Consider the following 12,440-nt stretch of genomic DNA (forward strand, 5'->3'; position numbering starts at 1 on the left):
GCCAGAGCGGCAACCCCCAGCGCCGACGTGGCACGACGACTGCGACGACGAAAACTGAGGAGCGGCGCCGGGCCTGACGCTGACGTGGAACGGAGTTCTGTCACTTCGCTTTCTCCTGACTGGGTACAGAGGTCGCGGACCGACCCGTTTGGAAGGGCGTGCACGTCGCGGATCCGCACGTGGCGGCCCGGCTTCCACCTGCGCCCTGTCGGGGCGTCAGCCCCGTGCAGGTCCCCCGCAGGTCTCACCCACCTGGGAGACCAGGTGTCGTCCGTCGCGGGACGCGGTCCCGCTGCTCTGCGGCCCTCAGGCCACTCCCCCGTCGACCAGGAGGATCTGGCCGGTCATGTAGCTCGACGCCGACGAGGCCAGGTACAGCACCGCAGCGGCGATCTCCTCTGGCGTCCCCTGCCGGCCCAGCGGGACCATCTGGCTGACCGCCTGTTCCTGGGCCTGACGGCCGCCCATGTAGGTGATGGCGGGTTCGTTGAAGGGCGTGTCGATCCAGCCGGGGCAGATGGTGTTGACGCGGACGTCGGGCGCGAGCTCGGCTGCCAGTGCCCGGCCGAAACCGACGATGGCGCCCTTGGACGCCGAGTAGCCCGTCATCCCCGGACCACCCTTGACCGCGGCCAGTGACGCGGTCAGGACGATGACGCCGTCACCGGAGGCCTGCAGGTGGGGCGTCGCGTGCTTGGCGGCCAGGAAGCAGTGCCGTGGGTTGACGGCGAACAAGGCGTCCCACTCCTGGACGGGGAACTCCGTCACCCGGCCGGACCGCTGCAGGCCGGCGTTGAAGAAGCCGACGTCCAGACCGCCGAGCCGTTCGACAGCGGTGTCGATGAGGTGCTCGACCGCGTGTTCATCGGACACGTCCGTATGGACGACGTGCGCCTCACCGCCTTCGGCCTCGACGAGCCGGGCCGTCTCACCGGTGGCGTCGACGTCGATGTCGCCGATGACGATGCGAGCACCGTGGCGCGCCATCAAGACCGCGGCCGCCCGGCCGATGTTGGCCGCACCTCCCGTCATGACGACGCGCGAACCCACCATCTGCCTCAGGTCGGTCACCCGGCACTCCCGACGGCCGCGGCCCCCGCGGACGCGATCTCGTGGTCCTGGTCGGGGGTGCCGCCGGCTACGCCCACGGCTCCGACGATCTCGCCGTTGACGGTGATCGGCACGCCACCACCGAAGGTGACGAGCGATCGACCTGCCGCCAGGTGCGAGGTCTGCAGGCCGTAGAGCGGGCCGCCCGGCTGAGCAGCAGCGTCGACGTCCTTGGTCGCGCAGTTCAGTGACCGCGCCGTGTACGCCTTGGCCTGCGAGATCTCCGCGCTGGCCAGGAGCGCGCCGTCCATCCGGGCGAAGGCGATCAGCTCACGCCCGTCGTCGAGAACTGCGACGGACGACGGGGAACCCATCTCGCGAGCCTTCTCGAGCGCGGCCCGGAGGGCGGCCTGGCCGGCTTCCAAGGTCAGTGTGGACACGTAGATCTCCTCTGTTGTCGTGACCGCAGCGGTGTTCCGGTCAGGTCGAGAGAGCCAGCGGACGGACAGGTGACCCGGTCACGCCGCGCATCTTCAGCGGCAGGCACACGAACAGGAACTCGAAGCAGCCGGCGGCGGCGAGTCCCTGCAGGTTCAGGTTCTCGACGATGTAGATGCCGGCGTGCACGATCAGCACCGTGTGGCTGGGCAGCAACCCCAGTTCCGGGTCGACGATGTCGGGGTTGTCGAAGGCGACGTTGTCGGCGCCACACAGGAACGGCTGCCGGGCAGCGAGCCAGCGGGCACCGTCGGCGCCCACACCAGCCGCGGCGAGATAGCCGTCCCCCTCGGCGAAGCGCTGGTCCCAGCCGGTGCGCACCAGGATGCAGTCACCTGGCCGGATGGCGGTGCCCTGTGCATCGGCAGCCGCCTGCAGGTCCTCGCCGGTGACCAGGTAGCCGACCGGCAGGTGAGCACCGCCGCGGGCACCGGATACGTCCAGCAACACCCCCCGCCGCATGATCGGCCCGATGGTCTCCACGCCGAGCTGCGTGAAGCCACGGGGCGTCTGCACGGTGGCGTCGACGTGGACGCCACCGTGCAGTTCCATGTCCAGCGCCTGGTGACACAGGGCGTCGATGTGCGTCCCGGAGTGCTCGGCCATGGTCACCAGGCCCGAGGCACTCGTCCGGGCCTGCCCCTGGACGACTTCGTGACGACGGTGCAGGGAGTACACGAACCCCGGCCAGTGCCCTGGATAGATCGCCGCACCGATGTACCGTTCGTGCTCCAGGTCGTAGACCGTCAGTCCGCCCACCAGCACGGCGAGGTCGGCGGCCGCCATGGACCCGGGCCTCCCCGCGGCCGTCACTCCTGCCCCTCGGCACCGACACGCAGCGGGACGCCGCCGCGCGACCACGTCCCCTCCGGGTACTCGGAGATCTGCACCTGCACGCGGTCCGCGTCGACCGACAGGCACCGGACCGTCGCGGCGGTGAGCTCCTCGAGCAGTGACTGCTTCTCCTCCGGGGACCGACCCTCGAGCAGCTGGACCTGGATCATCGGCACGTTTCGGCGCTCCTGCCCTGGACGTGACCGCGGCTCCCGCGGCGAGTTGTGACAGTAAACACAGCGGACACGGGTGCGGCAAGCATTTTTGAAACGCTGTTTCGTCAGAGAAAACGCGCACGTCCACGCGGCTGAACCGCCGCCGGAGAGTGCTGGGGCAGCCGCGTGCACGGGCGCGGAGCCGGTGATTTCCGCCCGTCGGTCATGAGCGGCGCCCCGCGCGGCACGGTCGGACCGACGCACCACCGCGGTGGACGTCGGGCGGGAACACCGGGATCCGCGGACCATCCGCCGCGTGCGTGTCGATGGTCGCGTGTCGCGATCCGGTCACGGAGCGGGACCGGCGCGCTCCGTCGGCTATCCTGCTGGCTCACCGACAGCGCCGTCGTGGGCCCCGGACGACGCTGCGTCGTCCCCGCCTCCCCCGAGGAGACGTCATGCGACTCGTGCTCATGACCGCCGCACGGCAGGCCACGACCGAGGTGCTGCCCGCACTCGGCCTGCTCGGGCACTCCGTGCGCGTGGTGGCACCCGAGCTGTCCAGCCTCCTGGACGGCGACTCCGGCGACGTGGTCCTCGTCGACGCCCGCCACGACCTCGTCCGGGCCCGCACCCTGTGCGGGCTGCTGTCCTCCACGGGGGTGGCCTCGGCGCTGGTCGCGGTCCTGTCCGAGGGCGGCCTGGTCGCGCTGTCGGCGGACTGGGGCGTCGACGACGTGCTGCTGGACACCGCCGGGCCGGCCGAGGTCGACGCCCGGCTGAAGTGGGCCACCGCCCGCCGGCTGGCCGCCGTCTCCCCCGCCGACGGCGCCGACCGCGGCGTCACCCAGGCCGGCGAGCTGGTCATCGACGAGCACAGCTACTCCGCGAAGCTGCGCGGGCGCCCGCTGGACCTGACCTACAAGGAGTTCGAGCTGCTGAAGTACCTGGCCCAGCACCCGGGCCGGGTGTTCTCCCGCGCGCAGCTGCTCCAGGAGATCTGGGGCTACGACTACTTCGGGGGCACCCGCACCGTCGACGTCCACGTGCGCCGGCTGCGGGCCAAGCTGGGCACCGAGCACGAGGCCCTGATCGGCACCGTGCGCAACGTCGGCTACAAGCTCGACCAGCAGGTCGCCGACGCCACCGCGGCCGCCGCGCGTGCCGAGGCGACGGCCGCCGGCGACCCGGCACCGGCCGGCGCCGAGCGGGTCTGAGGCCGCCCTGTCCGCTGCTCCCGCCGTCCGGGACGTCGACCGGCTCGACCCGGCCGACGTCCCCATGGTCCTCGACCTGCTGCACGCGGCGACCGCCGCCGACGGCGTGCGCCCGCTGTCGGAGGAGGCCGAGCTGCGACTGCAGCACGGCGGGCCCCCCGGCGGCCGCGACCTGCTGGTCCCGGCCCCGGACGGCGGCCTGGCCGGGTACGCCCGGTTCGAGGCGGGGACCGGCGGGCCCGACGCGGAGGCCGAGCTCGTCGTCGCCCCCGGCTGCCGCCGGCGCGGCGTCGGCCGGGCACTGCTGACCCGGCTGGAGCAGCTGGCGGGCGGGCGCCCCCTGCGGGTGTGGGCGCACGGCGACCTGCCCGGGTCGGCCGAGCTGGCGCGGTCCCGCGGGTACACCCGCGCCCGGGTGCTGATCCAGATGCGCCGGGAGCTGGCCACCGTGGACCCCGCGCCGCGGCCGCGGCTGCCCCAGGGCGTGACCGTGCGCGCCTTCCGGCCCGGGGTCGACGAGCAGGCGTGGCTGCGCGTCAACGCCCGGGCCTTCGCCTCCCACCCGGAGCAGGGCGGCTGGACGGCGGAGGACCTGCTGCTGCGGGAGGCCGAGCCGTGGTTCGACCCGGCCGGGTTCCTCCTGGGGTGGGACGGCGACCGGCTGCTCGGCTCGCACTGGACGAAGGTGCACCCCCCGGGCGACGTGGGCCCGGAGGCGGTGGGCGAGGTGTACGTGCTCGGTGTCGACCCCGACGGGCAGGGCACCGGCCTGGGGCGCGCGCTGACCGACCTGGGGTTGGCCCACCTGCGTGCCCGTGGTCTGCGGGAGGTGCTCCTCTACGTCGAGGAGGACAACGCCGCGGCGGTCGCCCTGTACGAGCGCAGCGGCTTCACGCGGTACGCCGTCGACGTGTCCTGGCGACGCGTGTCGTGAGCCGTCGGTCCCAGGTCACGACCCCTCATCCTGCCCGCGGTCCACTCGTCACGGAACGCGGCGCGCCGATGGTTCACCGGTTGTCCGCCCGCCGTGTCCGTGCAGGTCAGCGGGATCACAAGCGGCGTTCATCGCGCGTTCACCCGTCCAACCGGAGGCGTCCACCTCGGCTCCCTAGCGTCTGGCCCGGTTGATCACTGCTGCCCGGAATCGATGACCGGGCACCCACCGGAAAGGCACTGAGTTGAAGCTCGGCACCAAGACGCGCGGCGCCACCCTCTCCCTGGCCCTCGCCTCCTCCCTGGCCCTCACCGCGTGCGGCGCCGCCAACGAGGAGCCCGCCCCCGCCAGTGGTGGCGGTGGCGAGACGACCGGGGCCACCGAGGAGCTCAGCGGCACGCTCAACGGTGCCGGCTCCAGCGCCCAGCAGGCGGCCATGCAGGCCTGGACGGCGGGCTACTCGAGCCTGCAGCCGGGCGTCACGGTCAACTACGACCCGGTCGGCTCCGGCGGTGGCCGCGAGCAATTCGTGTCCGGCGGGGTGGACTTCGCCGGCACCGACGCCTACCTCGACGAGGAGGAGCTCACGGGGGCCCAGGAGCGCTGCGCGGGCGAGGGCGAGATCGTCGAGCTGGTCAACTACATCGCCCCGATCGCGATCGTCTACAACCTCGAGGGCGTCGACACCCTGAACCTCTCGCCCGCCACGCTGGCCGGCATCTTCGCCCAGCAGATCACCAACTGGAACGACCCGGCCATCGCCGCGGACAACCCCGACGCCACCCTGCCGGACCTCCCCATCACCCCGGTGAACCGCTCCGACGAGTCGGGCACCACGGAGAACTTCACCGAGTACCTGGCCGCGGTCGCCCCCGAGGTGTGGACCTTCGAGCCCGACGGCGTGTTCCCGGTCGAGGGCGGCGAGGCCGGCCAGGGCACCTCCGGTGTGGTCAACGCCGTCGGCGGCGGCAACGGGACGATCGGCTACGCCGACCCGAGCCAGGCCGGCGACCTCGGCATCGCCAACATCGGCGTCGGCGAGGAGTTCGTCGAGCCCACCCCCGAGGCCGCGGCCGCCGTGGTCGAGAACTCCGAGCGGGTCGAGGGTCGCGGCGAGTACGACTTCGCCCTGGAGCTCAACCGCGAGACGACCGAGTCGGGCAACTACCCGATCGTGCAGGTCAGCTACCTCGTCGGGTGCCTCACCTACCCGGAGCAGGAGACCGCCGACCTGGCCAAGGACTTCATGACCTACGTGGTCAGCGAGGAGGGCCAGCAGGCGGCGGCGGAGTCGGCCGGGTCCGCGCCGATCTCCGACACGCTCCGCCAGCAGTCCCAGTCGGCCATCGATGCGATCAGCGCCGGCTGACACCAGCAGCACCCCCAGCGGCCCGGGACCCCACACGGCGTCCCGGGCCGTTGGCCCGCCCGGCGACGGGTGGACCCCCACCACAGACCCCGCACCAGACCTCACGGAGCAGCGGTGACCGCCACCAGGACCCCGTCCGAACCCGGCACCCGCCGGGTGGTCCGCCGCCCCGGCGACCGCGTCTTCGCCGGCAGCGCCAAGGGCGCCGGCATCCTCATCCTCGTCATCCTCGCCGGGGTGGCGGCCTTCCTGGTCGCCGAGGCGGTCCCCGCCCTCACCGCCCCCGCGGACGAGGTCCCCGGCGGCGAGGGCCTGCTCGGCTACGTCGCCCCGCTCGTCTTCGGCACGCTGCTCGCCGCGACGATCGCCCTGGTGGTGGCCACCCCGCTGGCCGTGGCGATCGCCCTCTACATCACCCACTACGCCCCGCGCCGGCTCTCCCAGGGGCTGGGCTATGTGGTCGACCTGCTCGCGGCCATCCCCAGCATCGTCTACGGGTTCTGGGGCATCACCTGGCTCGCACCCAAGCTCGTGCCGTTCTACGTGTGGCTCGAGGAGAACCTCGGCTTCATCCCGCTGTTCGCCGGGCCGACGTCCGCGACCGGGCGCACCATGCTGACCGCCGGGCTGGTGCTGGCCATCATGATCCTGCCGATCATCAGCGCCATCTCCCGCGAGGTGTTCCTCCAGGTGCCGTCGCTGCACAAGGAGGCGGCGCTCGCCCTGGGCGCCACCCGCTGGGAGATGATCAAGATGGCGGTCATCCCCTACGGCAAGAGCGGCGTCATCGGCGGGTCGATGCTGGGCCTCGGCCGCGCGCTCGGCGAGACGCTCGCGGTGACCCTGGTCCTCTCCGCCTCCGGTGGCATCACCTTCAACCTGATCAGCAGCGCGAACCCGGCGACCATCGCCGCCAACATCGCGCTGCAGTTCCCGGAGGCGACCGGGATCGACGTCAACACCCTCATCGCCAGTGGCCTGGTGCTGTTCGTGATCACCCTGCTGGTCAACATGCTCGCCCGGTGGGTCGTCAGCCGCCGGGCCGACTTCTCCGGAGCCAACTGATGAGCGTCCAGACGCCCGCGCCCGCCGGGGCATCCGTCGCCCCGGTCTCCGATCGAGCAGAGCGGCGGCTGCCCAACTGGGCGCCGTGGGCCTGCTTCGCCGCCGCCGCCGTCCTGGCCGTGGGCGTCGAGCTGCTGGGCGACTTCAACATCGCCCTGACCGTCGTCTACGCCGTCGTGCTGGGCACGGTGGCCGTCTACGTCGTGTCCCGGCTGGCCGAGGGGCGGCGCCGGGCCACCGACCGGCTGGTCACCGCACTGGTCACCAGCGCCTTCGCCATCGCGATGGTGCCGCTGGTCGCGCTGGTCTGGGAGGTCGTCGGCCGCGGTGTCCGCCGGCTGGACGGCGAGTTCTTCGGCTCCTCCCTCATCGGCATCGTCGGTGAGGGCGGCGGGGCCTACCACGCGATCATGGGCACGCTGATCATCACCCTGCTCACCACGCTGATCTCGGTGCCGATCGGGCTGATGACCGCCATCTACCTGGTGGAGTACGGCCGCGGCCGGCTCAAGCGGGCCATCACGTTCTTCGTCGACGTCATGACCGGCATCCCGTCGATCGTCGCCGGCCTGTTCGCGTTCGCCCTCTTCGTGTTGTTCTTCGGTCCGGGGGTCCGGCTGGGCATCATGGGTGCGGTGGCGCTGTCGGTGCTGATGATCCCGGTCGTCGTCCGCTCGGCCGAGGAGGTGCTGAAGCTGGTGCCCAACGAGCTGCGCGAGGCCTCCTACGCCCTCGGCGTGCCGAAGTGGCGCACCATCGTCAAGGTCGTCATCCCCACCGCGATCGCCGGCCTGGGCACCGGCGTCACGCTGGCCATCGCCCGCGTCGTCGGGGAGACCGCCCCCCTCCTGGTCACCGTCGGCATCACCAACGGGACGAACGTCAACCCCTTCGACGGCCGGATGGCGACGCTGCCGGTCTTCGCCTACTACCAGCTCACCCAGCCCGGCGTACCGCCGGAGTTCGCGATCGACCGCGCGTGGACGGCGGCGCTGCTGCTCATCGCGCTGGTCATGGGCCTCAACGTCGTCGCCCGCCTCATCAGCCGTCTCTTCGCCCCCAAGACCGGTCGCTGACCGGACACCCCAGGAGGACCCCCGTGGCCAAGCGCATCGACGTGTCGGACCTGAACGTCTACTACGGCAACTTCCTGGCCGTCGAGGGCGTCAACGTCTCGATCGAGCCCCGCAGCATCACCGCCCTCATCGGGCCCTCCGGGTGCGGGAAGTCCACGTTCCTGCGCACCCTCAACCGGATGCACGAGGTCATCCCCGGTGCCCGCGTCGAGGGCAAGGTCGTCATGGACGGCCAGGACCTCTACGGCTCCGACGCCGACCCGGTCACCGTGCGCCGCCAGGTCGGCATGGTGTTCCAGCGGCCCAACCCGTTCCCGACCATGTCGATCTACGAGAACGTCGCCGCGGGCATGCGGCTGAACGCCAAGAAGATCGGCAAGCGGGAGATGGACCAGCTGGTGGAGCGCTCGCTGCGCGGGGCGAACCTCTGGGAGGAGGTCAAGGACCGCCTCGACCGCCCGGGGTCGAGCCTGTCCGGCGGTCAGCAGCAGCGGCTCTGCATCGCCCGGGCGATCGCCATCGAGCCCGACGTGCTGCTCATGGACGAGCCCTGCTCGGCGCTGGACCCGATCTCCACGCTGGCCATCGAGGACCTGATGACCGAGCTCAAGGACAAGTACACGATCGTGATCGTCACCCACAACATGCAGCAGGCCGCGCGGGTGAGCGAGCAGACCGGCTTCTTCAACCTCAACGGGGTCGGCCAGCCCGGTCGGCTGATCGAGTTCAACCCCACCGAGAAGATCTTCAGCAACCCCGACCAGAAGGCCACCGAGGACTACATCTCCGGCCGCTTCGGCTGACGGCCGACCCCTGCCGTCACCTCAGCAGCTGGCAGGGGCGGCGGCCGGTTCGGCGGCCGCTGGGGCCGGGGCCACGGGGGGCGGCTCCGGTGCCGGCGGCGGGATGACGACCGGGACGACGCCGGGGAAGCCCGGGCCCACGACGAGCTGGACACCGGCCACGTCACCGGGCTGCAGCACCGCACCGGGGACGGCGGCGGCGACCGTGCGGGCCTGCTCCCGGGCGTCGGCACCGAAGCGGACGACGGTCCCGTCGACCCCGCCGGGCTGGTTGCCCACCTGGCCGACGGTGAAGCCCTGCGCGCGCAGCTGGTCGGCCACGGTGCCGGCCAGCCCGCCGGTGGCGGTGCCGTTGAGCACGTCGACGGTGATCCCGGTGGGCGCGGCGGTCAGGAGCTCCTCGGCGGGCGGGGCCACCGGCTGCTCGGCGGCCGCCGGCGCCGGGGCCGCGACCACGGCCGGGTCAGCGGCCTCCGGGGTGAGCAGCTCGGCAGGCAGCCGCCCCTCCTGGATCACGGCGTCGAACAGGGATCGGGTGGCGGCCGCGTCGAGCACGACGTGGGCCTGCTCGCTGCCGGCCGGCACGTAGCCGACCTGGGCGACCGGCAGGCCGGTCCGCTGGACGGCGTCCCCCGACACCTCGCCGAGCGTGCCGGCCAGGGTCCGCAGGTCGCCCAGGGTGGTCGCCTCGTCGAGGGTGAGGACGTCGGAGGCGCGGACCAGGAACCGGGTGAGCGTCATCGGGTTGCCGAGGGTGCCGGCGGACAGGCCCGACCGGAGGGTGGAGGTCAGCAGCAGCTGGGCGCGCTCGGCGACGGCGTCCCCGGTCGGGTCGGCGGCCGCGTCCGCGGGGGCGAGGTAGCCGGTGGCGCCCTCCCCCGACAGCCGGCTGTGACCGGTGGGCAGCGGCTGCGCCGAGGCGGTGACGGCCGGGGTGGCGGCGGGCAGGCAGACCGCCACGCCGCCGAGGGCGTCGACCATGCCGGGCAGCCGGGCCAGGTCCACGCCCAGGTAGTGGTCGACCTGCAGGCCGGAGAGCTGCTGCACCACGCGGACCGTGCAGGACGGGCCGCCGTCGAGCAACGCGGCGGCGAAGGACTCGGTCGCGGCCTCGCGCACCTGGCCGTCCGGGCGGATGCAGGCGGGGGTGTCGACGAGCGTGGTCGGCGGGATGCTGACCAGCACCGCGCGCTCGCCGCCGGGGCTGACGTGCGCCAGGAGGGTGGCCACCGAGGCCGGCCCCTCCGCACCGGGCAACCCCGTGCCGACGACGAGGTAGGTGCTCGCCCGCTCCTGCAGGCCCGGGGCGAGCACCTCCGGGCCGTCCGGCGTCAGTGCGTCGACCCGCCCGATCCGCTGGTCGACGGCGAAGTAGAGGCCGAGGTGGTAGACGACGACGACGGCGACGAGGGCCGCCAGGGCGGTCGCGGCGCGGACCAGCCTGCGCCGGCCCGGGCTGCGGGCGGCCCGGCGGGCGGCCCGCCGCTCCCGCGGCGAGGGCGGGGCGAGCCTGGTCGCCCCGGACAGCGCGGCGTCGCGGCCGGGGATGGGCGGGAGCGGGGCGACGGGGCGGGACGGGAGGACGCCGTCCCGTGTCTCCAGCGGCGGGAACAGCGGCACGGAGGGCCGGCCTGCGGGCGGTACCGGCGGCAGGCCGCTGAGGGTCGCTGCGGGTGGGCCGGCGACCTCGGGCGGCGACGACGGAGACGGCGGGGCGGCCGCCGGGGTGCCCGGGAGCCCGGGCCCGGGGCCGGCCGCGCCGCTGGGTACCGGCGGCAGCCCGCGGCGCACCGCGGGTGTCCCGCCGGCCGCGGGGCCGGCCTCGGCAGGACCCCGCCCGGACGGCCGCGGCCGGTCCCCGGTACCGGTCGTCCCCTCGGCGGGCACCGGGGGCAGGCCGCGCCGGCGCCCGGGGGTCTGGTCGGGCAGGACGAGGGGCAGCGGGATCTCGCCGGTGCGCGCGGCGCGCCGGCGGCCGACCTCGCCGCCCTGGCGGGCGATCAGCTGCTCGACGGTGATCGGCCCGGGGGTCGACGCCCCGTCACCGGCGCCGTGGGAGGGCACCGCCGGCCGCCGCCGGCCGCGGGTACGCCCGGCGGCGCGCGGGTTCACCGCGTCGTCGCGCGTGCGTTCGTCCCCCACCCGTGCCGACCCCCGTCATAGAACCGCCGCCCCACGGGCGCTGCTGCGCCCGGCTCGCGCGCGGGGGTACCGCTGTGCAGTCGGGCAGTCACCCACGATACGGGCGCGGGGGCCACGTCCCGGGTCGGACGCGCGGACACCGGCGGGCGCCTCGGCCCCGTCCGTTAGCGTCCCCGTGGTGAGGCTCCCGTTCGTCCCCGGACCGTCCGATGTGATCTCCGCGGTCGAGGGCCTCCGTGGCGGTGTGAACCAGGCGCTGGCCCTGCTCCCCCGGCTGACGGCCGTCGTGGGAGGAGCCGAGACGCTGCTCGACCGGGTCACGGCCGCCGTCGACCGGCTCGAGGGGATCGCAGAGCGGGCCGACGCGGCGATCACCGCGGTCGAGGCCACGCGGGCCCGGGCGGACGAGGCGATCGCAGCGGTGCACGTCACCCGGCAGCGGGCCGACGACGCGGTGACCGCCGTCGGGACGACCCAGCAGAGGGCCGACGACGCCATCGCCGCCGTCGGCGCCACCCAGCAGAAGGCCGACGACGCCATCGCGGCCGTCGGTGGCACCATCGCGCGCTCCGACGAGGTCATCACCGCGGTCGGGCGGACCCTCGCCCGCTCCGACGAGGCCATCACCGCCGTGGGCGCCACCATCGCGCGCTCCGACGAGACCATCACGGCTGTGGGCGCCACCGTGACACGGTCCGACGAGGTCATCACCGCGGTCGGACGGACCGTCGCGCGCTCCGACGAGGTCATCACCGCGGTCGGGCAGACCGTCACCCGCTCGGACGAGGCCATCACCGCGGTCGGGCGGACCGTCACCCGCTCCGACGAGGCCATCACCGCTGTGGGCGCCACCATCACACGGTCCGACGAGGCGATCACCGCGGCCGGCGCGTCGATCGCCGGCACCGACGGCGCGGTGGCCCGGGCCCGGGAGCTGCTGGACCGGGTCGACCCGCTGGTCGAGGTGTTCCGGGAGCCGCTGCTGGCCCTGGCACCCGCAGTGCGCCGGCTGGCGGCCAGCGTCGACCCGGCCGAGGTAGACGCGGTGGTGCGCTTCATCGACCGGCTGCCGCAGCTCATGACACACCTCGACGATGACGTCCTGCCGATCCTGGCCTCGCTCGGCTCCGTGGGCGCCGACGTGCACGACCTGCTCGACACCATGCAGGACGTGCGGCACGTGGTGAAGGGCTTCCCCGGCTCCCGGCTGCTGCGCCGGCGCGGCGCGGAGGAGATCGCCGAGGACGACGGACGCGAGGCGGCCGGGGCCTGACGGCGGTCGGGAGCCGGGTGTCCG

At 73.7% G+C, this 12,440-nt stretch carries 12 protein-coding genes; 7 read left to right on the forward strand and 5 right to left on the reverse strand.

What is annotated here, in order from left to right:
* Positions 1–306: 306 nt before the first annotated feature.
* The 4 genes from RTG05_RS19145 to RTG05_RS19160 are packed head-to-tail and all read right to left on the reverse strand — an operon-like array spanning position 307 to position 2,552.
* On the reverse strand, positions 307–1,071 hold the full coding sequence (locus RTG05_RS19145; protein ID WP_208104656.1) for an SDR family NAD(P)-dependent oxidoreductase: 765 nt from the start codon (positions 1,069–1,071) through the stop codon (positions 307–309).
* Positions 1,068–1,490, reverse strand: a complete 423-nt coding sequence (locus RTG05_RS19150; protein WP_166526434.1) for a GlcG/HbpS family heme-binding protein — start codon at positions 1,488–1,490, stop codon at positions 1,068–1,070. The genes RTG05_RS19145 and RTG05_RS19150 overlap by 4 nt, the downstream gene beginning before the upstream one ends.
* Before the next feature lie 40 nt (positions 1,491–1,530).
* Positions 1,531–2,334: a cyclase family protein gene (locus tag RTG05_RS19155; protein WP_166526435.1), complete on the reverse strand. Its 804-nt coding sequence runs from the start codon at positions 2,332–2,334 to the stop codon at positions 1,531–1,533.
* Positions 2,335–2,357: 23 nt separating this feature from the next.
* The gene (locus RTG05_RS19160; RefSeq protein ID WP_315912588.1) at positions 2,358–2,552 is read right to left on the reverse strand and encodes a tautomerase family protein; all 195 of its coding nucleotides are present in this window, start codon (positions 2,550–2,552) and stop codon (positions 2,358–2,360) included.
* Between the two features lie 443 nt (positions 2,553–2,995).
* On the opposite strand from RTG05_RS19160, the gene RTG05_RS19165 reads away from it, so the two are divergent.
* From RTG05_RS19165 to pstB, 6 genes are all read left to right on the forward strand, one after another.
* On the forward strand, positions 2,996–3,754 hold the full coding sequence (locus RTG05_RS19165) for a winged helix-turn-helix domain-containing protein (RefSeq protein ID WP_166526437.1): 759 nt from the start codon (positions 2,996–2,998) through the stop codon (positions 3,752–3,754).
* Between the two features lie 7 nt (positions 3,755–3,761).
* Complete coding sequence (gene mshD / locus RTG05_RS19170) at positions 3,762–4,688, forward strand: mycothiol synthase (protein WP_166529295.1); 927 nt, start codon at positions 3,762–3,764, stop codon at positions 4,686–4,688.
* Positions 4,689–4,932: 244 nt separating this feature from the next.
* Entirely contained in the window at positions 4,933–6,057 is a 1,125-nt protein-coding gene (gene pstS, locus RTG05_RS19175) for a phosphate ABC transporter substrate-binding protein PstS (RefSeq protein ID WP_166526438.1), read from the forward strand.
* Between the two features lie 114 nt (positions 6,058–6,171).
* Positions 6,172–7,122: a phosphate ABC transporter permease subunit PstC gene (gene pstC, locus RTG05_RS19180; RefSeq protein ID WP_166526439.1), complete on the forward strand. Its 951-nt coding sequence runs from the start codon at positions 6,172–6,174 to the stop codon at positions 7,120–7,122.
* Positions 7,122–8,198 (forward strand): phosphate ABC transporter permease PstA, encoded by a 1,077-nt coding sequence (gene pstA, locus RTG05_RS19185; protein ID WP_166526440.1) that lies wholly within the window; start codon positions 7,122–7,124, stop codon positions 8,196–8,198. The genes pstC and pstA overlap by 1 nt, the downstream gene beginning before the upstream one ends.
* A 23-nt stretch (positions 8,199–8,221) precedes the next feature.
* A complete protein-coding gene (gene pstB / locus RTG05_RS19190; protein WP_166526441.1) occupies positions 8,222–9,001 on the forward strand; it encodes a phosphate ABC transporter ATP-binding protein PstB in 780 nt (259 codons plus the stop codon).
* Positions 9,002–9,022: 21 nt separating this feature from the next.
* On the opposite strand, the gene RTG05_RS19195 is transcribed toward pstB, so the two are convergent.
* Positions 9,023–11,143, reverse strand: a complete 2,121-nt coding sequence (locus tag RTG05_RS19195; RefSeq protein WP_166526442.1) for an LCP family protein — start codon at positions 11,141–11,143, stop codon at positions 9,023–9,025.
* A gap of 178 nt (positions 11,144–11,321) precedes the next feature.
* On the opposite strand from RTG05_RS19195, the gene RTG05_RS19200 reads away from it, so the two are divergent.
* Positions 11,322–12,416 carry a methyl-accepting chemotaxis protein gene (locus RTG05_RS19200; protein ID WP_166526443.1) on the forward strand — a complete coding sequence of 365 codons (1,095 nt, stop codon included), beginning with the start codon at positions 11,322–11,324 and terminating at the stop codon, positions 12,414–12,416.
* Positions 12,417–12,440 lie beyond the last annotated feature (24 nt).

The organism is Geodermatophilus sp. DSM 44513 (assembly GCF_032460525.1).
Lineage (GTDB): Bacteria > Actinomycetota > Actinomycetes > Mycobacteriales > Geodermatophilaceae > Geodermatophilus.